Raw genomic sequence first — 26,273 nt, forward strand, 5'->3', positions numbered from 1 at the left:
TTGTCTTCTTCGCGGTTTTGCAACGGGACCGCTGGCCTCCGGGCCCGGCATGACTGTTTCCCCCTGTCGAATGGAGGACCTGGGGGTGGTGTCACCGGGTTCGAGGGGACGCTGTTGGAGATGCTGATGAGAGGTCCGACTACCGCCCGGCCCGGCGCAGTGCCCGGCCGCTTGCGGGCGCGGCAGGTCTGCATGACGTGGACGCGCGCGTACGGCGCCGACTCCGTGGCCAGCACCGCACGAACCCTGTTCGGGAGGATGGGGTGTACGACATCGACGACGTGGGCGTCTTCCTCGGCCTGGACGTCCGCAAGGGGGCCCACCACGGGCACGGGCCGGCCCCGGCCGGCGGGAAGGTCCTCGACATCTACGCCCACCACCGCCTGGACCACCCCGACTACGCTCGTCTGGAGCTCGGCGCCACCGGCGACCGACTCCCCCTCGCCCCCTGAACCGCGGGGATGCGGGTGGCGGCAGGGCAGGGGGTGTTGCGGACGCCGGGGGAGTGTGCGGCTCTGGCCGTGGGTCGTCTGCGCAAGAGGGGCTCCTCGGCCAAGCGGACACCGTCCGTAAATGAACTGTTGCTCTCTGTAGTTGGCTGTCAGGCTCTGAGGATACGGCTCCGCGTGTGGCCGGGTTGTCTCTTCTGGGGGTGGCGTATGTCCGAACTCGAGTCCGCGTCCGACGGCATCGAGGACGCACAGGCGGAGCGGTTGCGGGTGCAGCCGACGGGGCGGCCGCCGGGAGGGCGCGGCAGTGTGGGGCTGGGCTGCGCAGATGACTGCTGAGAGGTGCCGCGTCTCGCTGAGAATGGATTTCGGCTCTGGAGACGGGGTGTTGGGCGTGGTCGGCCGGTTCGGGGGCGCGGGCCGCAACAGTAGGTGGGCCGGTGCCTCCCGCGCCGTGTTCGGGCGGGTTCCTGGACTGCCCTGGTGCCGGGCGGGGACGGGTGCGTGTGGGGACTCTTCGCCAAGCCCTCACAGCCGGGACCGGTCTCGTCGGGGCTCTGCGCACGATCACCGGGATCGTCGAAGAAGCCCCGCGGTCCGCCCCGTCCTGGACATGGCCACTGTGCACACCCGGGCAGCCTCAGCGCAGTCTCGAAACCCTTCCGGCCTCCGCCGTCCACCCCGCTCGGAACAGCCGGTCCGAGCGCTCACGGGATGAACCACTCCGCACACCCCCTCCCCACCATTGGCGGCGCGCTCACGTGCGCCGGAAGAAGGGAAGTTCATGGCCTACCACCAGAATCAGGAGAAGGCCGATGTCGTCGTGGTCGGGGCCGGCCCGGCCGGTGCGGCCACGGCCTACTACCTGGCGCAGGCAGGACTGGAGGTGCTGCTGGTGGACAAGGCGCGCTTCCCCCGGGACAAGATCTGCGGCGACGGCCTCACCCCGCGCGCGGTCAAGGAACTGCTCGCCATGGGCATCGACCTGAAAACGCCCGGCTGGGTGCGCACCAAGGGACTGCGCGCCTACGGCGGGGGCCTGCGCGTGGAACTGGACTGGCCCGATCTCGCCGGCTACCCCAGCTTCGGCCTGGTCCGTACCCGTGAGGACTTTGACCACATCCTGGCCAAAAGGGCCCAGGCGGCCGGTGCCCGGCTGGTAGAGGGCACCAAGGTCATCGACACCGTGGTCGACGACCGCACCGGACACATCCGCGGCGTCCGCGCCCAGCGGGAGGGCGCCACCTACACCTACGCCGCAGACCTGGTCGTCGCCGCCGACGGAGCCTCCAGCCGGATCGCGGTCGCCACAGGACTGGAGCAACGCAAGGACCGCCCCCTGGGAGTGGGCATGCGCCGCTACTACACCACCCCGCGCCAGGACGACGACTACCTCGAGGCGTGGATGGACCTATGGGACCCCGACGCTCGCGGCCGACGCGAAATGCTCCCCGGATACGGATGGATCTTCCCCGCCGGAGCGGGCCGATGGAACGTGGGCATCGGCACGTTCGGAGTGAACCGCAGATTCACCTTCGACTACCGGCAACTGCTGACCGACTGGACACGGGGACTGCCCGAAGAATGGCGGATCGACGAAGACCACGCCGACGGCCCCGTCCGCGGGCACGCCCTGCCCAGCGGACTCAACCGGCTCCCGCAGTACACCCGCGGCGTCCTGCTGACCGGCGACGCCGCAGGAATGATCAACCCGCTCAGCGGCGAGGGCATCGACTACGCCCTGGAATCGGGCCGCCTCAGCGCCGAGATCACCGTCCAGGCACTGGCCCGGCCCACCGCGGCGCAACGCGAACGCGCCCTGCACCAGTACCCCCAAGCCGTGAAGGACTCGTTCGGCAGCTACTTCACCCTGGGCAGGTACGTTGTCCAGGCGGTCGGAAACCCCCACGTCATGAAATTCTTCGCCTCCCACAGCCTGACTCACCCGGTGCTGCGCCGGCTGATGTTCAAGCTGTGGGCCAATCTGGGCGACCCCCGGGGCAAAGACGCCAGCGACCGTGTCATCAACGCCCTGCTCAAAGCGGTCCCCGCCCGCTGAACGGCGAACCTGTACCCGGGGGCGTCTCACGCGAATGCACCGGATCCTGACCGGCGGAGGGAGGCGTCGGTTCTCGGCGCCCGTCGGTCGGGCCGGAATCAGCGGAAGGTGAGCGTTCCCCGACCGTGTACGGCAGAGATCCCGCGGGTGCCGCACAGGGAGACACGCTGATGGGCAGGACGTCCGCCGAGGTGTCCGCACCGGTGAGGCGACCCCGGCTGATGCCTCCGGACAGGCAGGCACCCGTGATCCTTCAGCTGCCCTGCCCTGCCCTGCCCGTTCGTGTCGGCGGCACCGAGGTGGCCGCGGGGCGGGCACCGGGACGCCGGGAGGCGTACCACGTGAGGGAGGGGCTGATCAACGGCGGATCTGCTGATCGAGGAGAGACGCCCAGTGAGCGGGATGACGATCGAGCACGAGTCCGTCGAGGAGCCGGCCGGTAGTGCGAGGCCGTCGGCCGCGTCGGACGAACGGCTCGTCGCGATGCTGGCCGATTGGGCCCGTGGCGGGGGCCTGCGGCTGAGCGGCGGGGGTGGGCTGCTGCGGCAGCTGGTCAAGTGGGTGCTGGAGTCCGCGCTGGAGGGCGGGATCACTGGCCATGCCGACCAGGAGAAGCACGATCCGGCCGGGAGGAACAACGGCAACAGCCGCAACAGCCACAACGGCACTCGTGCGAAGACCGTGCTGACCGACGCCGGCCCGGTCGAGGCCGGGGACTTCCAGGAAGCCGGGAGCCGGAAGCATCCGGCGATCATCAAGCTGTGGGAGAACGCCTGGGGCGAGTCCGCGCCCTTCCTCTCCTTCGACGTCGAGGTCCGGAAGGCCGTCTGCTCGACGAACGCGATCGAGTCCGTGGACGCTCGCATACGCAAGGCCGTCCGGGCCCGTGGACGCTTCCCCGACGAGGCCGCCGCCCTCAGGTGCGTCTACGTGGCGCTGATGAGTCTCGCCCCGACCGGCAGGGGCCGCAGGCGATGGACCATGCGCCGGAAGGCCCCCTCAACGTGTTCCGCATCGCCTTCGAGGGCCGACGAGACCGGGGGAGGCCCGCCGGCGGTGGCATGTGATCCCCTTCACGCGCATGATGTGACACCCGCGCGTGCTGCCCGCGACGACGGAGATCCGCGGGGTCCTCTGACCCGGTGGATGGCGCCCCGCCCGCCGGGAACCGGGGCCGTTCGATGTGAATGAGGAAGAGTGGAACTGTACGAGGTGCTCGGCCTGCTCCTCGCCGCTACGGCGGCGGGCTGGGTGGACGCTGTTGTCGGCGGTGGCGGGGTCCTGCTCATCCCGGTACTCCTGCTGGCCTTCCCCCAGTACTCGCCGGCGGTGGCGCTGGGGACGAACAAGATCGCGGCGGTCATGGGCACCGCGACCGCCGCGTACATGTACCAGCGGCGCACCGAGCTGGATCGCTCGGTGCTGGTGCCGGCCGCCGGGCTCGCGGTTCCCTTCGGCGCCCTCGGCGCCCTGTCCGCATCGAGTGTTCCCACGAGCTATTTCCGGCCCGTCATCATGGGCCTGCTCATCACGGTGGCGCTCTTCGTGGCCTTCAGGCCCAGTTTCGGGGTGCAGCAGCGGAACATCGTCGTCACCCCGCGCCGCCGCAATGCGGCGATCCTCATCGCGGGCGTCGGAATCGGTTTCTACGACGGAGTCTTCGGACCCGGAGTGGGCACCTTTCTCATCATCTCCTTCACCACGCTTCTCGCAACGCGATTCCTGGAAAGCGCGGCCATGGGGAAGGTGATCAACGCCTCTTCCAATCTGGGAGCCCTCGCGGTATTCGCCTGGCAGGGAAATGTCCTGTGGGCCCTCGGGCTGGGAATGGCCGTGGGAAACATCGCCGGCGCGATGATCGGATCACGCACAGCGATGAGGAGGGGATCCGGATTCGTCCGGGTCGTCCTGGTCCTCGTGGTCACCGCGATGGTGACCAAGATGGCTTTCGATCAGTTCGTCTGAGTTCGCCCGGGACGCCGATCCGCGTGAAAGCCCGAGGTTGGACCCGGACTGAGCCGGCCACCACCGGCTGGGGCCGGCTCTGGAGCGTCGTACACGTACTCAGCGAAGTTCAAAGCGCGGAGAACAAACGTCCCGTCGTCTGGTTTCACTGCCCCAACCCCATGGCTGGCCCGGTCGGCCGAGAGCGCGCACCGTGAAATGGCGGAGCGCGGTCGAATGAGGTTTCCCGCGCCCCGCGCCCCCGGTACCGACCAGAGCGCCCCGTCCCTGGCATTGCGGCTTCGGACTCGGCCCGCGACAGTGGAGAACGCTGTGCAGTCAGTCGACGCAGCGACTCGAGGGGGCTCCCTGTGATGAAGTACGCACGCCATGAGACGGTCCGGCCGGTGACCACGACAGGACGACGGGTGGCGGCGATCACGGCCGCTCTCGCCGCAGCCAGCGCTCTGGGGCTGGCGACCGCGCCACCGGCGAGCGCCGAGGTCAAGTCCACGTGCGGCACCTACATCTGCGTGGCCACCGCCTACCAGGGGCGCGACTATGTCCAGGACATCACGGTCACGACCCGGGACGGCCTCCCGGGGACACTGCGCGCCTTCGTGGGCGACTACCGGGCGAGCAAGGCGGGCGTGTCGCAGTGGCGGTTCGTCGTCAACCGGGAGATCAGGGCGTACCCGCGGTTGGCGGTCTGCGGAGGGCTGGACCGCAGCGGCAGGGTCATCGAGAACCACTGCGTACTGATCCCCTGACGTCGGGACTGCGGTGAACGGACCGTCAGCAGGGCCCGGAGTTGCGGGAGTTAGCCACCGCTTCGTACACCGGCTCCAGGTCTGCCGAGGGGATAGGGGCCGCGACGGGTGCGGCGCAGCAGCCCGCCTGCGGCCCGGCGCCCGGCCGCAGGCGGTCGGACAGGGCCCCCGACGTCGACGCCCGGCTCGCGCACGCCCTGGCCGCGTACGTCGGGCACTACCGGGACCCGGCCGCCCGTGAGGTCGCCGCCGGTCTCTGCCGCCACCGCTGCTCGCCCACGCCGCGCTGCTCACCGGACCCACCCACCTCGCCCCGGGCGCCGTCGTCGACATAGGGGCGCAGCGTCCTGATGATTTCGGTCGCGTCCATGTCTTCGCGGACATGTGTGGGGCGGGCATCGTTCGAGTAGGAAAGCCTGGCTGGGCAGACGCCTCTCCCGTCGACTGTGAAGCGGGTGATCAGCTTGGAGGTCTTCGCTTCGAGGAGCAGGTAGGTGGCCCGAGCCTGCATCAGCCATACCTCGCCATATCCCCGGTACTCGCACTTGATGTCCGTGAGACCGGTTTCTTCCATGTACTCGCAAACGACCAGCTGAGCGGTGTACGGCTCGCCGTCGGGCGTCGTCCAGTGAGGGGGCAAGGGCCTGTCCAGCTGGAAATGAAGGTCGACTGCATGTGGGCCTGACCCGGTATAGGGCTTCGCGTCTTCGGTGTAGGTCGTGGGGTATCTCCCTCGCCCGGACGCAGCGGACGCAGGACATGGGCTGGATGATGAGACCGGTGAGTCGGGCTCGAACGCCGTACCGTCCACAATCAGGACGCCCAGGGTCACTGCAGGAACGATGATCAAAGGGGCGAGAACCGCCGGTCGTATTCTGAACACCGTCTCCCCGATGACGCCACGCGAGCCAGCCGGCGGCGAATCAGACCTGATGATTCGTCGATGGGCCTTGGGTCCAGGTCCTTGTACTCGTTTATCCCGCATCAACCACTTCGGTATGCGGGGTACTTCAGCCTTGACCGTACGCATTCAGTGTCCACGACATCGGGGGAGGCGTTGCTGCGGATCCACTGCGCCGGCCAGGACCTGGAGAACATCCGGATCGCCCGGAGCCCCGACCCTCTCTGGGAGATCGTCTGCAGCATCTGCCGACTCCAGACCAAGGGGGGTCCCCTCGCCTTCGACCCGTGGCGGCGGGTGGTCCGTGCGCGCATCCGGCGTGGCGGATCACCCCGCTGGGTGGCGCAGAAGCTGTGCACCCTGGTGCCGTACGCCGTCTACCTTCCGGACTTCCTGACCCCGCCTGTTGGGGGCGAGAGCATCAGCCTGGCAACCGGAATCGGCCGAGTGCCGGCCACTCCTCACCGCCGACTAGGCGCAGAGATGGCCATATTGGCGACAGCAGGCGAGAAACCCTTCGCGGGCGCAACACCGGCACGGGGCGACGTGGCGGTCCCGCGCCCTGCTGACCGGCGGAACACGGGCCCTGCTGACCGGCGGAACACGGGCCCTGCTGGACACGTTCCGGCCCATGGTGGTGTGGCGTCCGCCCGTCCTGGAGGTGGACCACCCGGTCGGACGGGACCTGCAACTGGAAGGGCGCGGCCTGCTGCTGATCCCCTCGTACTTCTGCTGGCGGCGGCCGATCACCCTGATCGACGAGGACGCCGCCGGAGGCTTCATCCCCAACTCCGCCTGACGGCTCAGGTCCTGGTTCCAGGCTCTCACCGCAGGCCCAGGACGACCCCCAGCAAGGTCCACCCCAGCCCGCCCGTTCGCCCGCACCCGCGCGGCCCGCATCAGCGACCGGCACCTCCCCGGTTTCGAGGCCGTCTCCGAGCAGCCGCGGCAGACGGCGGACGAGCGCCGGGTACGGACCCGGACCATGTGGGATCTGGCGGCTGGAGGGGCCCGCCCGCCTGGCGCTGGCGGCCCGAGACCCCATCAGCACAGCGCGACCCCGAGCTGCGGGGCCAGTGCGCGCACTGTCTGGCCTGGGCGAACGACCGCCGGGTCCTGTGTGTGCCGTGCACCTGCTGGTGCTTCGAGATCCGCAAGCGCGGCGGTAGTGAGGCGAAGTGCGAGCGCTGTCACCGGACGCTGATGCTCAGCAGCGGGATGTGCCGCATGTGCCGGATCGTCGTCGCCGAAACCGAAGCCGGCACCGCCCAGGTCGCGATGAGGAACGGTGACCAGCTGTGGTTCGCCCGCCCCCACCCGCCGGGCTGGCCACCGGCCGATTGCTGCCCGGCACGTCGGCGCTCCAAGGCCGCTTCGCCCTCGAACGCCGCCTCGCCCGCGCCCGCGCCAAGTCCGCACGTCGACTCTCCGGGCATCTCCTCGATCAGGCCCGATGGCCCCATCGCGGTCCCATATCCAAACCGCCGCGACGGCGGCGCAGCCCGCCCCGTCAGCCCAGGGCACCGTCCTCACGGGCCGCGTGCACGGTCTGCCGCTGTTCCCGCGGCAGGCTGCCGTCCATCGGCACCGTCCGGCACATGGCACCGGCAGCCGCAGCGCATCGCGGGCACGGTCGGCCGAACGCCTCCCGGTTGCGCTCCATGTCGTACGACGTCAGGTCCGCGTAACGCGCCACGTGGGCGCCTCGAAACCGCCGCACCCCGGCAAGCGGCAGACACAGCTCGCCGACCGGCGCTCCGCACTGCCAGCAGGCCCGCACACAGACCACAGAGCTCTCACCCATGACCGGCCCTTCGCCGGGCCCCAGCCGACCGACGACGTACAGCTGCCAGTCCGGCGGGTCAGGACCGCCCCAGTCGCTCATGCGCTCAGCATGAAGCCCGGGCCGCAGGCCCCGGGACAATCCGCCGGCCGTCGAGGTGGCCGCTTCGCGGATGCCCGGAGCCTACCCGCCCTTCGGTCAATGCCCGCCTGCCCTATCACCGCCGGGAGTGACGCAGCGGGGCGCAGCATCCTTCCTTGAACGGGGCGCGCCGCTGCGCTGCGGCCCGGACCGAGCGCTGCGTGCTCTCACGCACCGCGAAGATCGGTCAGCCGGTCGCCGAGGGCGCTGCGCGCCCGCTCCCTTGCTGCGTACTGCCCGCCTCCCCGCCCCGGCGCTGCGGCGCCACGGGGCACCGCCGACGCCCGCCGCGCGCCCCGCCCCGCCGCCCATATGCCAGGCGAGCAGCGGAGGCTGGTCCGCGGAATCGCTGCGAACCATCCCCTTGCGTGACGTGTGCGTGTTGTAGTTGTCTTGCTGGTCGGCAGTGGCAGCCGGCCAGCGAACCGAAAGCACGCCCCTCACCCGAGGGAGAGCTGTGCCCCAGCCCGTTCGGCCTCGAAGACGTCACGGTGACCGTGGACGCTCTGCGCGCCTGCCGCGATCACGCGAAATAGCTGGTGGCGGCCAAGCAGGCGCACTACTCGATGGCCGTCAAATGCAACCAGCCGTGCTGCACGCGGCCCTGCGCTCGCTGCCCTGGACGCAGGTCACCGCTCGCCGCTACGACCGTGGATCCGGTCACGGCCGCCGGGAGACCTGCCCGGTGAGGGCGCTGACCGTCACCGGACAGGCCTGGCCTTCCCGCACGTCGTGCAGGCCGCGAAGATCGTGCGCTACCGCCTCTGCGTGAAGACCGGCAAAGTCACCCGCGAGACGTTCTACGCGATCACCGGCCTTCCCGCCACTGCAACATCCCCGCAGTTCGTCGCCCAACTGGCCCGCTCGCCATGGGAGACCGGGGTCGTGCGCCACGTGCGGGACACCGTCTTCGCCGAGGACGCCCCGAAGATCCGCACCGGACACGGCCCGGCCAACATGGACACCTTGCGCAACTTCGCGATCAGCACTCTGCGAACCGTCGGCCACCACAGCATCGCCGCGGCTCCGGCACCTCTCCTACCAGCCCCACAACCGCCCACTCGACCTCATCGGACTGCCCTGACCAGCACTGACTCTTGATCACCGCAACTTTGAATCAGCCCTGGGCCGGAAGCGGACTACCGCCAGTTCCACTTCCACTGGTACTTGCCGGCGTTGTCGACGGCGCCGGGGGCGGCCAGGCTGACCGTCCCGTCGGCCCAGCCCACGAGTGTCTTGCCGGGGAAGCCCCGGCTGACGATGCCGACCTTGGTACCGGGGAGCCGCTCCCACAGCTGGCCGGGGTCGGTGGTGTTGCACTTCGAGAGGTACAGCTGGGTGCCGTTGGTGTCGAGGCACGAGTCGCTTATGTAGCCGTTGCGCAGCCAGCCGGCGGCATTGAGGTGCCACGAGTTGTAGCTGCCGAATTTGCAGGACACCTGTGTGACCGGTTTGGGCCCGGCGATGGCGGTGTTGATGCCCAAGCAGGCCTGGGTGTGGGGGTTTTCGAGGTTGACCCAGGTGCCGGACCAGTCGTCGGCGTGTGCCGCCTGCGGTGCGAGGCCCAGAGCCAGGCAGGCGGCGGTCGCCATGATGCCGAGACGGATGCGGGCGGGGACATGGGTGCGGGTGCGGTCGGTCATAGGGTCCATCAGCAGAAATTTCCGGCGCGGAAGCTGGTGGTCAGGTCGTTGTACCAGGACATGATGGCCGGGACCTTCATGCCCGGCGCGATGGCCATCATGCATCCCTCGAACTTGTCGTCGTCGTAGATCGTGATCGAGTGGTCGGTGCGGTTCCAGTAGGACGTCATGCGGTCGTTCATGTAGTTGCCGACGTTGGGCTGCGGTTCGCTGGAGTAGGCGAAGCGCCCCTGGTAGCTGGAGTGCTCCCAGAGACAGAACTCTCCGACCGGGCACTGGGCGGAATCGGCTGCGGCCGTCGCTGTGCTCACGGTGGTCAGACCGAAGGCCGCGCTCAAAGTGAGCACAGCGGCGGCCAGGGGGCGCATGCGTATCGTCATCATCTTCTTCCTCATGGTTGTCACGGCTCTCTTCAGCACCACTGGCCGACGGCGAACGAGGTCACGCGGTCGTTGAGGTGGGGATCGACGGCCGCGTCCGAGCCGCCCGGCGGAATGGCGAACATGCAACCGCGGTAGCCCGAGTCGCTGTACACCGTGATCCACTGGCTGGTGCGGTTCCAGTAGGACGTCGTACGGTCGTTCATGTGCAAGCCGATGTTGGAGACGTTCTGCGCCGGGCTGCCCACAAACCGGCCCTGGTAGCTGGAGTCGTCCCACACACAGAACTCGTTGGCCTGGCAGTAGTCACTGTCGGCGGCGGCCGGCGGGGCGCTCAGCGCACCGATCGCGACGGCGGCCAGAGTGGCCGCTCCCGTCGCGGAAAGACGTTTCACGAGGCGATTACCGCGCATGGATTTCCTTCCGTGGTCCCGGGGGCATTCGGCGGCTCCCCGGTCTCTTGAGGAAATCATCGGCGCGGCGGCTGCCCATTCAACAGGCCATTCGCTGTTCAGTACTGCTCACTTCTGCTTCAGCGCCATCGGACCTTGGCCACCGCTGAACAGCGCCCGTCCGCGGTGCTCCCGCAGCCGCGGACGCCGTGCTCCCGTCCGCCCCTCCCGGAAAGGGCGCGCAGAGCAGTGCGCCCTTTCCGGGAGCCGTGGGACGGGAACGGGGCGCCGCGAGCGAACCGCGCCCAGCGGACGCAGACCCCCGGGCAGCTGTGCTCCTAGGCTGCGCGATCAGCTGTCGCAGATCGACGCTCTGCATCACCGGCAGTTCGAGTACGCCGTGCGGGACCTGATGAGGCGCGACGGGTGCCCGGACGCAGTGCAGGGGGGCGGGGCCGGGGACAACGGTGCGGACGCGAAGGCAACCGATCCGTTCGGGTGGCGGTGGGTGATCCAGTGCAAGCACCGCCGAGCCGACCTTGCCGGCGCCGCGGTCGGCATACCAGATCCGCAGAAGTTCAACGCCACCGGCCGCCAGATCCACCATGGCGGTGTCATCGGCATGGTGACAAACGGCCGGTTCGGCTCCCGCGCTCAGCCATTCGACCGTGACCAGCGCCTGCACCTGGTCAATCGTCGTCTGTTGGGGGAGTGGGCCGGCTGATTGCGGCTCGCGCCCGCTTCGCGACCACCACACCGCCGCTGCTCCTGCCCCTGGTGCGACGGATCGATAGCGGCAGTGAGCACTTTTGAACAGCAATGGGCGGCCGATGACCTGTCGTCCGAGCGCCGACCGGCATGAGCATCTGTCAGGAAGACCCACGCCGCACACGGCCTGACCGCACATTCCCGGCTGCCGACGGCACCTGCCGGAAGTGTTCCCGACCCGACTCCCCGCCCATGGGCCGTCGCGACCGTCCCGCTCCGGTCGCCGCTCTCATGACCTGCCGCAGGGCCGACAGCCCCGCCGCCGTCTCGCCGTCCCGCCGTCTCGCCGTCTCGCCGTCCCACCGTCTCGCCGTCCCACCGTCCCGCCGTCCCACCGTCCCACCGGGACGGTGCCCCGCCCACGGATCAGCAGCAGACCAGCAGCCCGAAAGGCATCATGTCCCTCCCGACGCCCGCACCCCGCCCCTACCGCCCCAGGTCTGTCCTCTTCCTGCTGGCCGGTGCGCAGTTCCTCGTCGTGCTCAACACCTCCATCGTGAACGTCGCCCTGCCCGCCATCGGCCAGGACCTCCACCTGACACCGACAGGCCTGGCCTGGGTCGTCAACGCCTACCTCGTCGCCTTCGGGGCCCTGCTGCCCGTCGGCGGCCGTCTCGCCGACCTCCTCGGGCACCGGACCGCCTTTCTGGCGGGTCTCCTCGTCTTCGCCGCCGGCTCCCTCGCCGCGAGCACTCTCCCGGACGCCGGGCTGCTCATCGCGGCCCGTGCGGTCCAGGGCGTCGGTGCGGCCCTGCTGTCACCGGCCGGCCTGGCGGTCCTGCTGGCCCACTGGCCCCCGGGGCCCGGCCGCGGCAAGGCCCTGGGCGTCTGGGGAGCGGCCTCCGCGGCGGGCGGAGCCGCGGGAGTCCTGCTCGGCGGAGTGCTCACCAGCGCCCTGGGCTGGTGGGCCGTCTTCGCCATCAGCGTCCTCGTCGCCCTCCCCGGCCTCGCGGCCACCCTTCTTCTGCTGGCCCGAGGCGGGCGGGAGCGCACCACCCGCCTCGATGTGCCCGGCGCGCTCACCGTGACGGCTGGCCTCACCCTCCTCGTCTACGGCCTGGGCACCAGGGGCGAGACGCCGTTGCCGGACTTCGCCATCCCGGCAGCCGGAGTGTTGCTGCTCCTGGCGCTCATGCCGATCGAGCGACGCGCGAAGGACCCCCTGCTGCCCCCGGCACTCCTGCACAACCGCTCGGCCGTGACGGGCAACCTCCTCATGGTGCTGCTCGGAGCGGTGTGGGTCGCCACGTTCTTCTTCCTCCCGCTCTACCAGCAGAAGGTCCTTGGCTACTCGCCCCTCGAAGCAGGCCTCACACAACTGCCGCTCGCCGCAGCCCTCATGGCAGCTTCCTGGGGCGCGGGACGGCTGCGGGGCACCCTCCTGCCCGGTCTGCTCGTGCTCGCCGCCGGTCTGCTCTGGCTCGCCCGGCTGCCGGTCGACGGAGCCTTCCTCACCGACCTGCTCGGCCCGTCCGTACTGATCGGCGCCGGCCTCGGCCTCGCCTTCGTACCCCTGACCGCACTGGGCATCGCCGAGGCGGAGCCCCGGCACACCGGCATCGCGGGCGGACTGATCAACACCTCCCGGCAGGTCGGCGGCGCCCTCGGGCTCGCGATCCTCACCACCCTCGCCGCCCCCGCCGCCGGCCGGACCGCGCCCGGACCCGCCGCCCTGGCGTACGGCTACCGCCGCGCCCTCGTCGCAGCGGCCCTCATCGCTCTGCTCGCCGCCGCCGGAACCGGCATCCACCTCCTGCACCGTCGCAGCCGTACGGCGGCGGACCCATCGGCACACCCCGTACCCGCACACACACCGACCCCCTGAACCGCCCCCTGTGCCACCCGGTACGGCCCCGTACCGACCGAACCCCTCTCAGGAGATCCGATGAAGCCTTACCTGACCGGCCACTACACCCCGCACGCCGACGAGATCACCGCACGTGACCTGGCCGTCGAGGGCCACCTGCCCCCCGAACTGTCCGGGCGGCTGCTGCGCAACGGCCACAACCCCAAGCCGGGCGTCACCCCGACCCACTGGTTCAAGGGCAGCGGCATGGTCCACGGCATCCGCCTGCGCGAGGGCCGCGCCGAGTGGTACCGCAACCGATGGGTCCACACCCCCGCACTCGAAGGGGCCCCCTACATGACCGAGCACGGGCCGGACCTGACGGCCAGCACGGCGGGTACGCACGTGATCGAACACGCCGGCCGCCTGCTCGCCCTGTGCGAGTCGAACGTTCCCTTCGAGCTGACCGCGGAGCTGGAGACGGTCAGCGCCTACGACTTCGGCGGCAAACTCACCACCGCAATGACCGCACACCCCAAGGAGGACCCCAACACCGGTGAGCTGCACTTCTTCGGTTCCTCCCCCCTCCCTCCCCACCTGGTCCACCACGTCGCCTCGCCCGAGGGAGAATTGCTCCACAGCCAAGAAGTCCCCGGCGCGAGCGCGGCCCTCAAACATGATTTCGCGATCACCCGCAACCACGTGGTCTTCGTCGAGGGCACGGTGACCTTCGACCACAACGAGCCCTCGGGCATCCCCTACGCCTGGCACGACGAACAGCCCGCCCGCATCGGGGTCATGCCCCGCGGCGAGGGCGGTGCGGCGAAGATCCGGTGGTTCGACATCGAGCCCGGCTCCATGCTCCACGCCGCCAACGCCTACGAGGACGGCCAGGGCCGGATCGTTCTGGAGGGCCCCGCCGTCGACCGCGAGGGCTTCACCCGCTCCTGGAACTGGTGGGTCGGTGCCCCCGACCGCGGCGCCGCCCCCAACTCCCGTTCCTTCAACCGGCAGTGGTCCATCGACCTCGCGACCGGCACCGTCAAGGAGCGGGTGATCGACGACCTGGTCACCGAGTTCCCCACCGTCAACGAGAGGCTCACCGGCACCGAGCACCGCTACCAGTACGCCATCGGATTCCCCGACGACCGCGGAATCGGCGGTTACGGCGTCATCAAGTACGACCGCACCACCGGCGCTCGCCAGATCCTTTCCGTCGGAGACGGCCGGCTGCCCAGCGAAGCGGTCTTCGTCCCCGCCCAGGACGGCACCGCCGAGGACCACGGCTACCTGCTGACCGTCGTGAGTGACCTGCACGCCGACGCCTCCCAGCTCCTGGTCCTGGACGCCACCGACCTCGACGCCGCCCCGCTGGCGACCGTGCATCTGCCGCGCCGCGTCACCGCGGGGATCCACGGCTCCTGGATCGCCGACTAGCCGACCGGCACCGAACCCCGGCGTTCCCCTCCACCTCCCACCGACGCCCCCGCACACCTTCTGGAGAACATGATGGACATCGACCGCAGCGCACCCGTCGTCGTCGAACTGCGGCAGACCGTGCACGCTCCGCTCCAGACGATCTGGCGACTGCACACCGAAGTCGGCTCCTGGCCGACGTGGAACACCGGCATCGACAGCGCGGTGCTGCACGGGACGCTCGCTCCCGGTGCCGTATTCGACTGGACAACGGCCGGTCTCGACATCAGCTCCACCGTCGCCGAGCTCACGCCGTTGCGCCGCATTGTCTGGGGCGGTCCCGCCCACGGCATCACCGGCATCCACGTCTGGGAGTTCGAGGAGACCGACGAAGGCGTCCAGGTGAGTACCCGCGAGTCCTGGTCGGGCGCCCCGGTCGATGCCGACCCGTACGCCATGCACCTCGCTCTCGAAGAGTCGCTCCTGGCCTGGCTGAAGGCGCTGAAGACCACCGCGGAATGCCAGAACTGAACCCCGGACGACCTCGCTGCGGAACCCGGGCCGGCACATCGGCCCCCCTCACGGTCCCCCTGAAGACTGAACCGCAGTGACCACACGCTCCCCGCCGGACGCCCGCCCGCCGACCGCGGGCGGGACCCGCCGTGCGCCAGCGCCACCCGCCCCCCCCGGCGGGACATGTCCTCCCTCCCGCACGTCCGAACCAGGAAGGCATGACGCCGTGCCCACCGCCGCACACGCCCCACCGCCGCACCGCCCTTGACGCTCCCGGACCGTCTGGGCATCGCAGGGTTCCTGACCTCTGCGCTCTGCGAACTCCTCGCCCACCTGGTCCTGGGAGGCCGGCCGAACCCCGGCATGGCCGCACTCGCCGTCCTCCCCCCTCACGGCGGCCCTCCTCGTGCGGCGTCGCCTGCGCTGGGCGGCCATCGCTTCCCTCCTCGCGGTCGTCGCGGCCGTCACCACCCGGACGACCGGCCTCTCCTTCGACCTGACGTGACCGGAGGACCCGCTGTACTTCGCCGTCGCCCTGTTCGAACGCGCAGCAGCGGGCGCGGTGATCGGGCCGATCGCCGCCGCACTCCTCAAGCGCCATACCCCTGTCGTCACCGGTGTCCGGCCGGCCCACCCGCTTCGACAGCGCGCCCGCGGAGGGCACCGACACCGCCGTCGTCCTCTGTACCAGCGGCACCACCGGACGGTCCGACGGAGCCGAACTCACCCACGTCAAAATGCTGTTGAACGCCCTGACCTGCCACCGGCTCCTGGGAACCGCCGACCACGACGTCCACCTGGTGTCCCTGCCGCTGTTCCACACCTCCGGCCGGACCGTCCAGAGGAACGCCCGCCTCGCCGCCGGAGCCACACTCGTGCTCATCTCCCGCTTCGCCCCGGCCACAGTCCTGGCACTGCTGGAGCGCGAGAAGGTCACCTTCTTCGCCAGGGATGCCCACCATGTACTGGGCACCCCTCGCCAGCGACCGCAGCCCCTGCGGCATCCCCGCTGTCGCGGGCCACCTGCGCATGGCGGCCTCCTGGGCCCGGCGCTGCCGGGAGACGTCCTCGAACAGTCCAGCGCGGTCTTCGGTATCCGGAGGTACGAGGGCTACGGCCTGTCCGGGACCAGCACCCGTCGCCCTGTTCAACCGGCCGGGCGGACCGGGGAAACCCGGATCCGCCGTCCGCTCCGGCAGGGGCCCCATGGATGTCCGGTCAGTGAGCGGTCGCCTCGGTCGTGCCTGGTACGGCGCGCGGGACGGGAACCGGTGACGTTCCGGTCAGTTCGTGCTCCCAGAGCATGTCGTTGACGCGTTCCAGGCCGGCTTTGAGGTGGCGGCGGTAGGTGCTGAACGGCATGCCGGTCCGCTGCGCGGCAGCTTCCTGGGTGGGGGCGCCTTTGAGGTAGGTCGCGGTGACAGCGCGGTGGCGTTTGCCCCCGTCGCGTTCGTCCAACAGCGCCTCGACGGCGGCCAGAAGCACATCGGCCAAGCCCTGGGCGTGTTCCACAACCAGGCGGCTGCGGTGCAGCGGGTTGCGTGCCAGCACCTCGGGGCGGCGCAGGTTCCGCAGGGCGTCGCGTACGGCGGCGTCGAACTCGGGCCGCGACAGCACCACCAGCTCGCGCCGGGAGGCGCCCGCTCCGCCGCCAGCCGCGTCCGCGTCCTCACCGCTCAGCATGGCGTCCGTCTTGGCTGCCAGCCACGAGACGACCGGCTGGGTACGCCAGTCGTGTGCGAAGAGGACGTACCGGTAGTCGCCGACGGCCGGTCGGTCGTCGATGGGCAGCATGTCGAAGTGCATCAGGTGGTCGTCCCAGAATCCGTCGTCCCGCATCACGACGTAGTGCCAGGCGAGGCGCTCGGCCCGGTATATCTCTCCCATCAGCCGCCACTGCGCCAGGGTGGTCGGTGCGGAGGGCCGCTGGTAACGCGGTGGGTGGACGGTGAAGCGTGCCACGGCCTTGCGCTCCCCGGCCCGCAGCGGCGCATGCGTGCGGGTGTGGGCCCAGGCGGCGGCCATCACCGGGTCGGCGTCCGTACCGAGGGGGCCCTGGCGCTCGTCGAGCCACAGGACGGTGGTGAAGGCGACGATCTCGCCGGTCCGCGTCGAGCGGTAGACACGGAACGCCCCGGGCTGACGGTCGAGCCAGAACCGTGCGATCGCCGCGGACCCGGGCCCTTCCGCCTGCTCGGTCAGCTCCACCAACCGCGCCTCGTCTTCCGGGGCGCAGGGCGTGTCCTGCACCAGACCCAGGGCGTGCCATTCGTGGAACTCGGGCATGTGACCGTCGCTTCGGTACATGTACAACAGTGCACCCACGGCCCCCAGCACCTGCCCCGGGGGTGCGGCGCGTACCTGTTCGAACAGGTGTTCATGCATGCGATGGTGCAGGACTTTGAAGCCTTCGGGGTCGCGCCAGCGCAGGTCGGCCTCCAGGGCCTCGCGCACCACGTCGTGGGGGAAGAGCCCCGAGGCGGTGGACTCCACGAACGGCTGCGCGCGCAGCCAGGCGAACAGTTCCGCCGCCTGTTCGCCGACCATGGCCCGCATCAGCGCCTCGGTGGTGACGTAGGCGTGCGCGCAGACCTCCAGCGCCGTCCGGTGCATCGGGGACGGCACTTCGCCCACGAGCAGCGGCAGCAGCGTCGCGATGACGTCCTGATCCGGTGCCCACTGTCTCTCCCCGCCACCGCTCCGGGTGGTGACCGCGGCGGCCAGGGCCAGGGCCAGCGGGTTGCCGCCGGTGAACGACAGCAGTTCACCATGTGTCCGCGCCGGCACGCCGTACATCCGCAGGAACGCGGCCGCGTCACCGGGGGGCAGGTTCCGCAGCGCCATGACCTGCAGGTGCTCCCTCCAACCGGACTCGGCGGTCCAGCGTGTGTCGGGGGCCACCCTTCCGGCGACGACCGCGACCGCGCCGAGGGGCAGGTCGGGCAGGAAGCGTTCCCACAGCCATCCCTCCAGGCCCTGGCAGATCTCGAAGGTGTCGATCAGGAGTACCGCATCGGGGCGCCGGAGTGCCTCTCCCGCGGCCCGGGCGAAGTCCTCGGGCGTCGGATTGACCGTGCGGCCGTCCACCTCCACGACGAGGCGGCCCGCCTGCCGCGCCTCGTGGGCATAGCGCCGCAGCAGTGTCGACTTGCCGATACCACCCGGGCCGTGCAGGTACAGCACGGGCGGACCGGTGTCGGCCATCGCCGACCGGAAGGACGCCAGTTCGGCCTCCCGGCCCACGAACGCCCGGTCCCGCGCCGCGACCAGCCGGCTCCCCAGAGAACCACCCCGCGAACCGCCGCCACCCTGCTCCATGTGCCCGCCCTCGTCCGGTCCGGCCGCTCACCCGACCGGGGCAGCCTATGCCGGGACTGCTCCCTGACGAAACAAAGTCCGGCAACGGCGATGAGTGCTTCCGACCGGGGAAAAACGGCCGGTGGCCTGCCGTGTGAGCGCCGAACTGCGCGGACACCCGTGAGGGAAGTTCGGACGGTGCCTTCCCTCGTGCTGCCGGTGAGCGGAGTTCTGACGCCCCCGAGCAGGGGGGCAGTCCCCGCGCGGACGCCGCCCTGACGGCCCCGGAGCCGGACTTGCCGGTGCTGTTCGTGGAGACCGGCAACGGCACCCCGCCGGTCAAGATCCGCCGGTGGGCATCGGTGAGACATGGGGGTGACCTGCGTGAGGGGAGATGGGTATGCGGGTGGCGGCATCGATTGAACGACCATGCTTTTAAGTGCTGTTTATTTGGAAGATTTCGGGTACCGGTGGGGGGACGGCGTCGATCTTGACGCGGGTTTTCCCGCGGAGTGCATCGGGTGCTTCGCAAGACGGAAAAGGATGCATACGCCATGAGCAGTGTGAACCCGGCCGGCAACCCGGCCCACCACGCAGGCACCGACCCGGCCGCACACCGGCCCCGACGCCTGTCGACCGAGACGAAGTCGGCGCTGAAGACGACGGAGTTCTTCATCTACCTCGCCGCCGTGGTGGCGGTCCTGATCGCCTCTATGGTTGTGGGCACCGAAGAGGGCCACCGTGATTACTTCCGTGCCGACCAGGCGTGGTGGTACATAGTGATCCTGACCGTCGGATACATGATCAGCCGTGGGTTGGCCAAGTCCGGCAGCCGTGACCCCTACGACGACTCCCACTGATCCGCTCCCGGACGAGTAGGCACGGGCCGGCCCTGCCCACGCTGCCTCCCGTCCGGCAGGGCCGTGGCGTCAGGGTGCTGACGGCCTGGTCTCCGAGCCAGTGGTGGCTCGCCGCCTCCCCTTCACCGCCCCGCCGGCGCGTCGGCGGGGCTCGGGCTGGCGGGGGAGTGGGGTCCCGGCGGCGGCATCGGCGGGATACGGGCCTGCCGCCGGGAGGGGCCCAGTCTCTCCTGCGGGCTCACGCGCGTGTCCGGGAGGTGGGGCGTTTGCCCGCGCCAGTTGGGTGCTGGACATGGCTCACCTGGCTCTTTCCGGTGTACCGAGCTGGCCCGGTCCGTTCGTGTGTTCCGCTCAAGCGTGGCCAGGGCTTGTCGCTGTGTGGTGGCTGACACGATGGGCTGATGGGCCCGACGTCTGAGGAGGGTCCCAGAGACGGCACTGGGCGGGCTGTCCCCAAGGCCGTTTCGCGGATGAAGGAGTCGCGGGGTGCCGGTGAACAGGCCGGTGATCACGCCGACGGTGGTCGAGCGGGACGTGGTACTGACGCCGGCCGGTGAGCTGGACATGGGCAGCGAAACGCTCCTTACCCGGGCGGTTCGCGAGCAGATCGAGGCGGGCTGCGGGCGGATCGTGCTGGACCGCGCCGACATCTCGTCCTGTGACTCGTGCGGGTTCAGCGCGCTGCTCCAGGCCCGCCGGGCCGTTCAGGACGCGGATGGGGCTCTGGTGCCGGCCGCGGGTCCCGGAGCAGCTTCAGTACCTTCTGACCCCGCTTGCCGCTTTCCCCGCTGACAGCGAGGCGGGACCCGCGTAAGCAATCCCGCTGCAACAGGTCTGTGGTCAGGCAGGGAGCCCCTGCGGATTCACCTCAACCCGGTTCGTTCCCCTATATCCAGACCGGTGCCGGGCAGGCGTATCACCAGCACCACGCGCCGCCGACCGCCTGGCCTCTGAGGGGAACCTCATTCATGAACACGAACATGCAGCGCCGCATCGACCTGGACGGCACCACGCAAGCGCCCGCCCATGCCCGCCAGACCACCACAAGCTTCCTCGCCGAAGCCGAACGCATTCGCGGCCGCCCAGCCAGCCGGAACACCCTGCACGCGGTGCTGCTCGTCGCCAGCGAACTGGTCTCCAACGCCGTCCGCCACGCCCCGGGGCCCTGCTCCCTGCGCCTGACCTTGCACGATGAGGGTGTGCTGGTTGAGGTCAGCGACAGCAACCCCGTCTCTCCGCGCCTACGGACCCCCGACGTTACGGGCAGGTTCGGCGGCTGGGGCTTGCACATGGTCAACCGGCTGGCCGGTGAACTCCAGACAGTGCCCGGTCCGGGTGACGGAAAGACGGTTTGCGCACGCCTGCCCTGGTGATTCCTGCGGAAGAAGGCCGCCGCCCGTCCTACGGGCGTTACGGGGCACGTCCACGCGTGGAGCCGGTGAAAAGCGGGGCAGCCGTGCGTCATGTTCCTCCTCGGTAACCGGATGGGCTGTCTTGGCTCCCTGCTGATCAGCGAGGTAGCGACCGCCATCTTGATTCCGGCCTGCACGCGCGCCGGGGCGCCCCCGCCAGGCCCGCCACCGACAGGAGCCCCGCGGTCATGAGCCCGGCGACCAGCGCTCGAAAGCGCCGTCTTCCTCTCCGTAGCTGTCCCGCTGTCTGTTGCCCTTCCGTCTTCAGCGGGTCTTCGGCGCGTGTTCGGGGGAGTTCTTCTCGGCGAGTTGTCGGCGCGTTTCCGGCGAAGATCGGTCCTGTCCGTGCGTGTCTTGTTCCGCGGATTTCCGGAGTCGGGAGTTCTCCGACCGGGGGCCGGGGCCGGTCCCCGCCGTACGGGCGACGGTGGGACCGGCCCCGGTCAGTCCGGTTCGGTGGGCCTCAGGAGCCACCACTCATCGCGGCGGCGCCACCGCGCACGGCCGGTCGTTCAGCCTGAAGACCCGGGGATCGTTCACGAGTCCGGTCGACACCCCGTTGAAGCCGAAGCGGACGGTTCCGCCGGCCGGAAGGGTGGCGTTCCAGCTCAGTGCCTCGGCGCTGATCCGCGGGCCGCTCTGCTCGATGTCCGCCCCCCAGGGGTCGGACACCCGCTGCCGGTCGGCGAAGGTCCAGTCCAGTTTCCAGTCCTTGACGGCCTGGGTGCCGGTGTTCTTCACCACGACCTGGGTGGTGAAGCCGCCGTTCCAGCGCTGTGAGGTGTAGGTGACCTCGCACCGCGGTGTCTGGGTCCGGCCGCTCCCCAGGTCGTCCACATAGGAGGCCACCCAGGCGAGCGGGGCGTTCCAGTTGATGGTGATCTCGTTCGTGGCCCAGGACTCGATGTCGTCGATGTAGCACATCGCCGGTGCGCAGCCCTTCAGCTTGGCCTGGGCGACCGGATCCTGGATGGCGTCGTTCGGACCGCCGGCCAGCGAGCCGGGTGCCGGATTGGGCAGGGTGGGGTCGAGCTGGTCGGCCCAGAACCGGTGGTGCTGGTTGCGCGAGTCCCGCTCGCCGTATCCGGTGACGTAGGACTGGTTCAGGGGGTTGCGGCCCAGCAGGTAGTCGAGACCGCGCAGGACGGCGTCGCGGTACACGGTCTTGCCGGTGAGGTCGTGCGCCGAGCCCAGGACGACCATGTTGTTGGTGACCTGGCTGTTCGAGCCCCACACGTAGTGTCCGTCGCCGGGCGCGTAGGGAAGGCCGTAGGCGGCCTCGGCCGAGTCGGCCGCGTAACCGTCGGCGGCTTCCGTCACCATGCTCCGTACCGCCTTGAGCTGGTCGGCGGTGAGCTTGTTCGGCACGCTCGCGAGGTTGAGGGCGCCGAGCCCCGCGACCGATCCCCAGGCCATGCCGCCGCGCGGGAAGACCGCGTCGGTGTCACCGTGCAGCGGGGAGCCGAGGACCGCCTGGCGGAAGCCGTTCTCGCCGGTGGTGAGGAAGAGCTCCGCCGCCGCCCAGTAGAACTCGTCCCGCACGTCGTCGTCGGGGTAGGCGCCGCCGCCCGTGCCGTCGTTCGGATCGGCGAGGATGCCGGGGTGGGCCTTGGCGGCCGCCCAGGCGGTACGCGCGGCCTTGCGGCACTCGTCGGCGAAGTCCGCGTCGTAGACCTGGAAGAGCCGGGCGCACTGGGCGGCGGTGGCCGCGAGGTTGAGGGTGGCCGCGGTGGTCGGGGGGTGCAGCTCTCTGGGCTGCGGGTCGCGGTCCGGCCGGGTGGGCAGTCCCGTCCACGCCTTGTCGTGCAGCTTGTGGTGGACCATGCCGGCCAGCGGCTGCCCGGCGGGCACCTGCATCCGCATCAGGAACTCCAACTCCCAGCGGGCCTCGTCGAGGATGTCGGGAGTGGCGTTGCCGTGCTCGGGCAACCGGAGCCGGCCGTCGCCCAGGGGTCCGGCGTCGGCGTTCTCCTCGTACAGGGTCCGCTCGAACGTCGACATCAGCTGGGCGACGGAAATGCCTCCGTTGACGACGTACTTGCCGTGGTCACCGGCGTCGTACCAGCCACCGGCCGCGTCGAGGCGGTAGTCGCAGACTCCCGGCTGGCACGGCACGTCGTTGTCGCCCTGGTTGGGGCTCACGTTGACGTGACCGGCGGGGCGGGCGTACTCCTCCCCCACGATGTCGGCGTCGATCTCGATGCCGCTGCGGTTGTGGTAGAAGTACGCGAGCGCGTCGGTGCGCAGGGACGCGTAGAGGTCGTCGCCGATGGCGAACGGCTCGCTCTTCTCGCCCGCGACCGTGACGGTGTAGTCCTTGCCCGGGGTGGTCACGGCGCTGAAGTCGAACGTGTGGGTGTTCTGCCGCGAACTGGTGTCCACGCCCGCCGGAACGGTGGTGCCGCCGGCTCGGCGCGTTCCGTCGGCCGCGTTGAGGGTCCAGGGCAGCGGGGCGCTCTCCTCGGTGACGAAGGTGCCGCTCTTGGGACCGTCGGTGAGGTAGCCGACCTGGTTGACGCGGACGGGGGAACCGGTGTCCGGCTCGTAGGGCGGTGGCGTGGTCCCGCCGACCAGGGAGACGTCGTCGAGACAGAAGGTGAGGGCCTGTGCGCTGCCGCCGACCTGGAAGGCGAGTTGCGCGGCGTCGTGGTCGGCTCCGGCCGTGAAGTTCTGGGTGACACGCGCGGCGGTCTCGTCGACCCGTTGGGTGGCGGCCAGTTCCGTGGTCCACGGCTCGGTCGGCATCTGCACGTTGGTGCGGATGGTGATCGGCACGGTGGACGTCGCCGTGTAGCTGAGGGTGTACCCCTCCCCGGCGGTGAGGGCGAGTCCGTTCTGTCCGACGATGGCGTCCCAGGCGTTCTCGGTGCCTGCGGGAACCTCGGCGCACAGGCGTCCCTCCACGACGCTGACGGGGCTGTTGGCGGTCGACCACCAGGGGGCGGTGCCCTCGGAGAAGTCCCCGTTGACGATGAGCTCGGGACCTTCGACGGCGGGTTCGTCCGCCGCGGCGGGCACCACGAGAGCTGCGGCCAGCAGCCAGGCGGTGGCCATGCTGGTCAACAGCGCACCGGTGCCTCCGGGCCGGCCCGCTCGGCGCGGTCTCGGGGAGGGACGGGATCTGCGGGAGTCGGGGGACTGATGTCGCGGCACGCTGGGGTCCTTAGGGAGTAGGGAGGGGCGCTCGGTGACCGGGGAGGTGTGCGGTGATCGGTAGCTGTTCAGTGGCCGGGAGGCATGGGGGTGCCTCGTGCGACAGAATTGGGAGCGCTCCCAATCTCAGGGACCGCGCGTGGCTCCGTCAAGATGCCGAACAGATTTCGCAGCAGAGAGAACCGGACCGCCGGGTTCGCGATCACCTCTCTTCGGCTTCCGAACAGCCGCGACTGTGACGGATTGTCCATGGTTCGATTAACACGACGAGGAGTGGGCGCCTGCGGTGATTCGATGTGAACGTCTTCGCGCCGGGAAGCGGCCGCAGAACAGAACATCTCTCCTGGAGGTCCCGCACGATGGTGACGAAAGAACGCACGGGTCCGCCCACGCTGGAGGAGGTGGCCGCGCTCGCGGGCGTCGGACGGGGCACGGTGTCCCGCGTCGTCAACCGCGCGCCCGGCGTGAAAGCCGCCACCCGGTTGCTGGTCGAGCGGGCGATCACCGAGCTGGGGTACGTCCCCAACCACGCCGCTCGCACCTTGGCCGGCAGCCGCACGGGCGCGGTGGCGCTGGTCGTCGCGGACAGCGAGCGGCGCTTCTTCGCGGAGCCCTTCTTCTCCGACATCGTCCGTGCGGTCGGCGCCGAACTCGCCGATCACGAGATGCAGTTGCTCCTCACGCTGGTGCGGAGTGACAGGGAGCGAATGCGCTTCGCGCAGTACGCGCGGGCAGGCGGGGTGGACGGAGTGCTGCTGGTCTCCGTGCACGGCGAGGACCCGCTGCCCGACATGCTCGCCGAGCTGGATCTGCCGACCGTCCTCAGCGGTCGCCGCTCGGCCGAGGAAACCCTTTCCTACGTCGACTCGGACAACGCGGGCGGGGCGCGGGCGGCGGTCCGTCACCTCATGGCGTCCGGACGGCGGACGGTCGCCACGATCACCGGGCCGTTGGACATGTACGTCGCTCAGAGCCGGCTCCGCGGATACCGGGAAGCGATGACGCAGGCCTTCGGTGGCGTGGAGACGTCCTGGATCGCCGAAGGCGACTTCTCCGAGGAGAGCGGGCGCCGCGCGACGGCCGAGCTTCTCCGGCGCCATCCCGACCTCGACGCGGTGTTCGCCGCATCGGACATGATGGCCGCGGGCGCGCTGCACACGCTGCACGCGGCGGGCCGGCGGGTGCCGGAGGACGTGGCCGTCGTGGGGTTCGACGACTCCCCTTTCGCCCGGCACACCGATCCCCAGCTCACCAGCGTCCACCAGCCGGTGGAGGAGATGGGCCGCACCCTGGTCCGGCTGCTCCTCAAGGAGATCGACGACCCGGGCACCGCCTGGCGCCACGTCGTCCTGCGCACGAGGCTGATGCAGCGGGGTTCGACCTGAGACGTCGTCCGGCGCACGGAGCGCCGGACGGGAATCGCGGCGCGCCGAGGGCTCGGCGGCTCTTCTCCGGACCGGAGAACGGGCGCGCCGTGGCCGGTACCGGGCGTCCACCGCGCGGCGCATTCGCCGCGACGCCGCAGTTCGGCGACGGCCGCCGCCCCCTCGGCGTACGGACGCATGTCCGCGGCCGTCGGAGCGAGCCGCCAGGCGCCGTCCCCGGACGCCATCAGCAGGGTGCCCGTGACCCCTCCGCCGCGCCAGTGGGTCTCCACCGTGCGCCGGTCCACCGACGCGACCCCCTCCACCTGGAGCGGAACGGCGAGCAGGGGGTGGCAGATCCGAGGGGCGCCGGCATAGGTGTCACGCGGCACCTGGCGCCGGGCGTCCCCGCTCCATCCGTTCCAGGCCGCCGACCAGTCACCGCCCGGGAGAAGCCCGAGGTGTGTCTGCGCCGCCGACCGGGCCGCCTGCAGGGCCGTGGCCCCGGCCCCCGCCGAACGTCCCGAGGCGGCGGGTGATCCGCCGGCGTCCCGGGCCCGGTTGACGAGCACCATCACGCTCGGTGCCACGACCACCGAGCCGAACCGCAACAGCCGGGTCCGCCGCGTGCGCCGGGCCTCCGGCACGGTGCCGACGGGCGGGGCGGCGAGGGACGCGGCGGCGACGGGTGACCGGCCGGGGGCAGTGAGGCCGGTGGGCGGCCCGGCAGCACGCCGGCGTACGAGTCGGTGCATGGACGATCTCTCCGTCTCCGATGTCTTCGATGTCTCCGAAGCGAAGGCGAGGGCCGCGAGGACCGGGTGGTCCCGGGGGGCCGGGAGGGGTGATCATCCGGCCCTCCCGGCGGCTGCCGTCCGGCCGGCCGACGCGGGGAAGAGGCCGGCCGGTGGCGTTCCGGCGCACGGAACGCCGCGGTACGGGGGATCAGTTGGCGTAGCGGACGGTGCCGTACTTCTTCACCAGGTCGGTGTTGGAGGAGACGTTCAGGTCCGCGGTGAAGCGGATGGAGTCACGGGTCGCCTCCAGGGGCAACGAGCTCTGGCCGGTGCCCCCGAGCTTGTACACCCAGGTGTGGCCCGGTTCGATGCCGCGCTGCGCGAGCGGCACGTCGTGGAAGCCGAGCCGTGCGATGTAGAACGAGGTGCCGTCGCCCCGCTTGACCTCCAGGAAGTCCTGCTGCGGGTGGCCGAACGCCTGCGAGGCGCCGTAGTGGTGCTGGTC

Annotated in this window: 25 protein-coding genes and 1 pseudogene; 17 read left to right on the forward strand and 9 right to left on the reverse strand. The window is 70.5% G+C overall.

Annotated elements, in window-relative coordinates; all coding sequences use genetic code 11:
• Positions 1–263 precede the first annotated feature (263 nt).
• The 6 genes and pseudogenes from ACWDZ4_RS14115 (at position 264) to ACWDZ4_RS14140 (ending at position 5,222) form a co-directional block, all read left to right on the forward strand.
• On the forward strand, positions 264–452 hold the full coding sequence (locus ACWDZ4_RS14115) for a hypothetical protein (protein WP_451508675.1): 189 nt from the start codon (positions 264–266) through the stop codon (positions 450–452).
• A gap of 207 nt (positions 453–659) precedes the next feature.
• Positions 660–788, forward strand: a complete 129-nt coding sequence (locus ACWDZ4_RS14120) for a hypothetical protein (protein ID WP_451508645.1) — start codon at positions 660–662, stop codon at positions 786–788.
• Positions 789–1,233: 445 nt separating this feature from the next.
• Complete coding sequence (locus ACWDZ4_RS14125; protein WP_451508646.1) at positions 1,234–2,508, forward strand: geranylgeranyl reductase family protein; 1,275 nt, start codon at positions 1,234–1,236, stop codon at positions 2,506–2,508.
• 714 nt (positions 2,509–3,222) lie between these two features.
• Positions 3,223–3,575 (forward strand): annotated as a pseudogene (locus ACWDZ4_RS14130) (transposase); the annotation flags it as partial.
• Between the two features lie 130 nt (positions 3,576–3,705).
• Positions 3,706–4,473, forward strand: a complete 768-nt coding sequence (locus ACWDZ4_RS14135; RefSeq protein ID WP_451508647.1) for a sulfite exporter TauE/SafE family protein — start codon at positions 3,706–3,708, stop codon at positions 4,471–4,473.
• 386 nt (positions 4,474–4,859) lie between these two features.
• Positions 4,860–5,222, forward strand: a complete 363-nt coding sequence (locus ACWDZ4_RS14140) for a hypothetical protein (RefSeq protein WP_451508648.1) — start codon at positions 4,860–4,862, stop codon at positions 5,220–5,222.
• 217 nt (positions 5,223–5,439) lie between these two features.
• Here ACWDZ4_RS14140 and ACWDZ4_RS14145 read toward each other — a convergent pair whose 3' ends face one another.
• Positions 5,440–5,862, reverse strand: coding sequence for a hypothetical protein (locus ACWDZ4_RS14145; protein ID WP_451508649.1), 423 nt, complete (start codon positions 5,860–5,862; stop codon positions 5,440–5,442).
• Between the two features lie 892 nt (positions 5,863–6,754).
• On the opposite strand from ACWDZ4_RS14145, the gene ACWDZ4_RS14150 reads away from it, so the two are divergent.
• The gene (locus tag ACWDZ4_RS14150) at positions 6,755–6,922 is read left to right on the forward strand and encodes a hypothetical protein (RefSeq protein WP_451508650.1); all 168 of its coding nucleotides are present in this window, start codon (positions 6,755–6,757) and stop codon (positions 6,920–6,922) included.
• A 391-nt stretch (positions 6,923–7,313) separates the two neighbouring features.
• Here ACWDZ4_RS14150 and ACWDZ4_RS14155 read toward each other — a convergent pair whose 3' ends face one another.
• Both ACWDZ4_RS14155 and ACWDZ4_RS14160 read right to left on the reverse strand, forming a co-directional pair.
• On the reverse strand, positions 7,314–7,586 hold the full coding sequence (locus tag ACWDZ4_RS14155; RefSeq protein WP_451508651.1) for a hypothetical protein: 273 nt from the start codon (positions 7,584–7,586) through the stop codon (positions 7,314–7,316).
• 47 nt (positions 7,587–7,633) lie between these two features.
• Positions 7,634–8,008: a hypothetical protein gene (locus tag ACWDZ4_RS14160; RefSeq protein ID WP_451508652.1), complete on the reverse strand. Its 375-nt coding sequence runs from the start codon at positions 8,006–8,008 to the stop codon at positions 7,634–7,636.
• Between the two features lie 771 nt (positions 8,009–8,779).
• Here ACWDZ4_RS14160 and ACWDZ4_RS14165 point away from each other — a divergent pair.
• Positions 8,780–9,148: a hypothetical protein gene (locus ACWDZ4_RS14165; RefSeq protein ID WP_451508653.1), complete on the forward strand. Its 369-nt coding sequence runs from the start codon at positions 8,780–8,782 to the stop codon at positions 9,146–9,148.
• Positions 9,149–9,186: 38 nt separating this feature from the next.
• On the opposite strand, the gene ACWDZ4_RS14170 is transcribed toward ACWDZ4_RS14165, so the two are convergent.
• The 3 genes from ACWDZ4_RS14170 to ACWDZ4_RS14180 are packed head-to-tail and all read right to left on the reverse strand — an operon-like array spanning position 9,187 to position 10,465.
• Positions 9,187–9,699, reverse strand: coding sequence for a ricin-type beta-trefoil lectin domain protein (locus ACWDZ4_RS14170; RefSeq protein ID WP_451508654.1), 513 nt, complete (start codon positions 9,697–9,699; stop codon positions 9,187–9,189).
• Positions 9,699–10,073 (reverse strand): peptidase inhibitor family I36 protein, encoded by a 375-nt coding sequence (locus tag ACWDZ4_RS14175; RefSeq protein WP_451508655.1) that lies wholly within the window; start codon positions 10,071–10,073, stop codon positions 9,699–9,701. The genes ACWDZ4_RS14170 and ACWDZ4_RS14175 overlap by 1 nt, the downstream gene beginning before the upstream one ends.
• 29 nt (positions 10,074–10,102) lie before the next feature.
• Positions 10,103–10,465, reverse strand: a complete 363-nt coding sequence (locus ACWDZ4_RS14180; RefSeq protein WP_451508656.1) for a peptidase inhibitor family I36 protein — start codon at positions 10,463–10,465, stop codon at positions 10,103–10,105.
• Between the two features lie 409 nt (positions 10,466–10,874).
• Between ACWDZ4_RS14180 and ACWDZ4_RS14185 the strand changes: the two genes are divergently transcribed.
• From ACWDZ4_RS14185 to ACWDZ4_RS14205, 5 genes are all read left to right on the forward strand, one after another.
• Complete coding sequence (locus ACWDZ4_RS14185; RefSeq protein ID WP_451508670.1) at positions 10,875–11,186, forward strand: restriction endonuclease; 312 nt, start codon at positions 10,875–10,877, stop codon at positions 11,184–11,186.
• A 441-nt stretch (positions 11,187–11,627) separates the two neighbouring features.
• A complete protein-coding gene (locus ACWDZ4_RS14190; protein ID WP_451508657.1) occupies positions 11,628–13,055 on the forward strand; it encodes an MFS transporter in 1,428 nt (475 codons plus the stop codon).
• 60 nt (positions 13,056–13,115) lie between these two features.
• Positions 13,116–14,453 carry a carotenoid oxygenase family protein gene (locus ACWDZ4_RS14195; RefSeq protein WP_451508658.1) on the forward strand — a complete coding sequence of 446 codons (1,338 nt, stop codon included), beginning with the start codon at positions 13,116–13,118 and terminating at the stop codon, positions 14,451–14,453.
• 69 nt (positions 14,454–14,522) lie between these two features.
• The gene (locus tag ACWDZ4_RS14200) at positions 14,523–14,963 is read left to right on the forward strand and encodes an SRPBCC family protein (RefSeq protein WP_451508659.1); all 441 of its coding nucleotides are present in this window, start codon (positions 14,523–14,525) and stop codon (positions 14,961–14,963) included.
• Between the two features lie 599 nt (positions 14,964–15,562).
• Positions 15,563–16,258 (forward strand): AMP-binding protein, encoded by a 696-nt coding sequence (locus tag ACWDZ4_RS14205; protein ID WP_451508660.1) that lies wholly within the window; start codon positions 15,563–15,565, stop codon positions 16,256–16,258.
• Here the strand turns inward: ACWDZ4_RS14205 and ACWDZ4_RS14210 are convergent.
• Entirely contained in the window at positions 16,164–18,263 is a 2,100-nt protein-coding gene (locus tag ACWDZ4_RS14210; RefSeq protein ID WP_451508661.1) for an ATP-binding protein, read from the reverse strand. The genes ACWDZ4_RS14205 and ACWDZ4_RS14210 overlap by 95 nt on opposite strands.
• A gap of 533 nt (positions 18,264–18,796) precedes the next feature.
• On the opposite strand from ACWDZ4_RS14210, the gene ACWDZ4_RS14215 reads away from it, so the two are divergent.
• The 3 genes from ACWDZ4_RS14215 to ACWDZ4_RS14225 all read left to right on the forward strand — a co-directional run bounded on the left by ACWDZ4_RS14215 (position 18,797) and on the right by ACWDZ4_RS14225 (position 20,475).
• A complete protein-coding gene (locus ACWDZ4_RS14215) occupies positions 18,797–19,102 on the forward strand; it encodes a hypothetical protein (protein WP_451508662.1) in 306 nt (101 codons plus the stop codon).
• A 486-nt stretch (positions 19,103–19,588) separates the two neighbouring features.
• The gene (locus tag ACWDZ4_RS14220; RefSeq protein WP_451508663.1) at positions 19,589–19,894 is read left to right on the forward strand and encodes an STAS domain-containing protein; all 306 of its coding nucleotides are present in this window, start codon (positions 19,589–19,591) and stop codon (positions 19,892–19,894) included.
• Between the two features lie 176 nt (positions 19,895–20,070).
• Complete coding sequence (locus ACWDZ4_RS14225; RefSeq protein ID WP_451508664.1) at positions 20,071–20,475, forward strand: ATP-binding protein; 405 nt, start codon at positions 20,071–20,073, stop codon at positions 20,473–20,475.
• A 516-nt stretch (positions 20,476–20,991) separates the two neighbouring features.
• Here ACWDZ4_RS14225 and ACWDZ4_RS14230 read toward each other — a convergent pair.
• A complete protein-coding gene (locus ACWDZ4_RS14230; RefSeq protein ID WP_451508671.1) occupies positions 20,992–23,568 on the reverse strand; it encodes a glycoside hydrolase family 9 protein in 2,577 nt (858 codons plus the stop codon).
• Positions 23,569–24,026: 458 nt separating this feature from the next.
• Between ACWDZ4_RS14230 and ACWDZ4_RS14235 the strand changes: the two genes are divergently transcribed.
• On the forward strand, positions 24,027–25,052 hold the full coding sequence (locus tag ACWDZ4_RS14235; protein ID WP_451508665.1) for a LacI family DNA-binding transcriptional regulator: 1,026 nt from the start codon (positions 24,027–24,029) through the stop codon (positions 25,050–25,052).
• A gap of 924 nt (positions 25,053–25,976) precedes the next feature.
• Here ACWDZ4_RS14235 and ACWDZ4_RS14240 read toward each other — a convergent pair.
• Positions 25,977–26,273, reverse strand: a 297-nt coding sequence (locus ACWDZ4_RS14240; RefSeq protein WP_451508666.1) for a hypothetical protein, incomplete at its 5' end; no start/stop codon positions are given.

Source organism: Streptomyces sp. NPDC003016, from assembly GCF_053591455.1.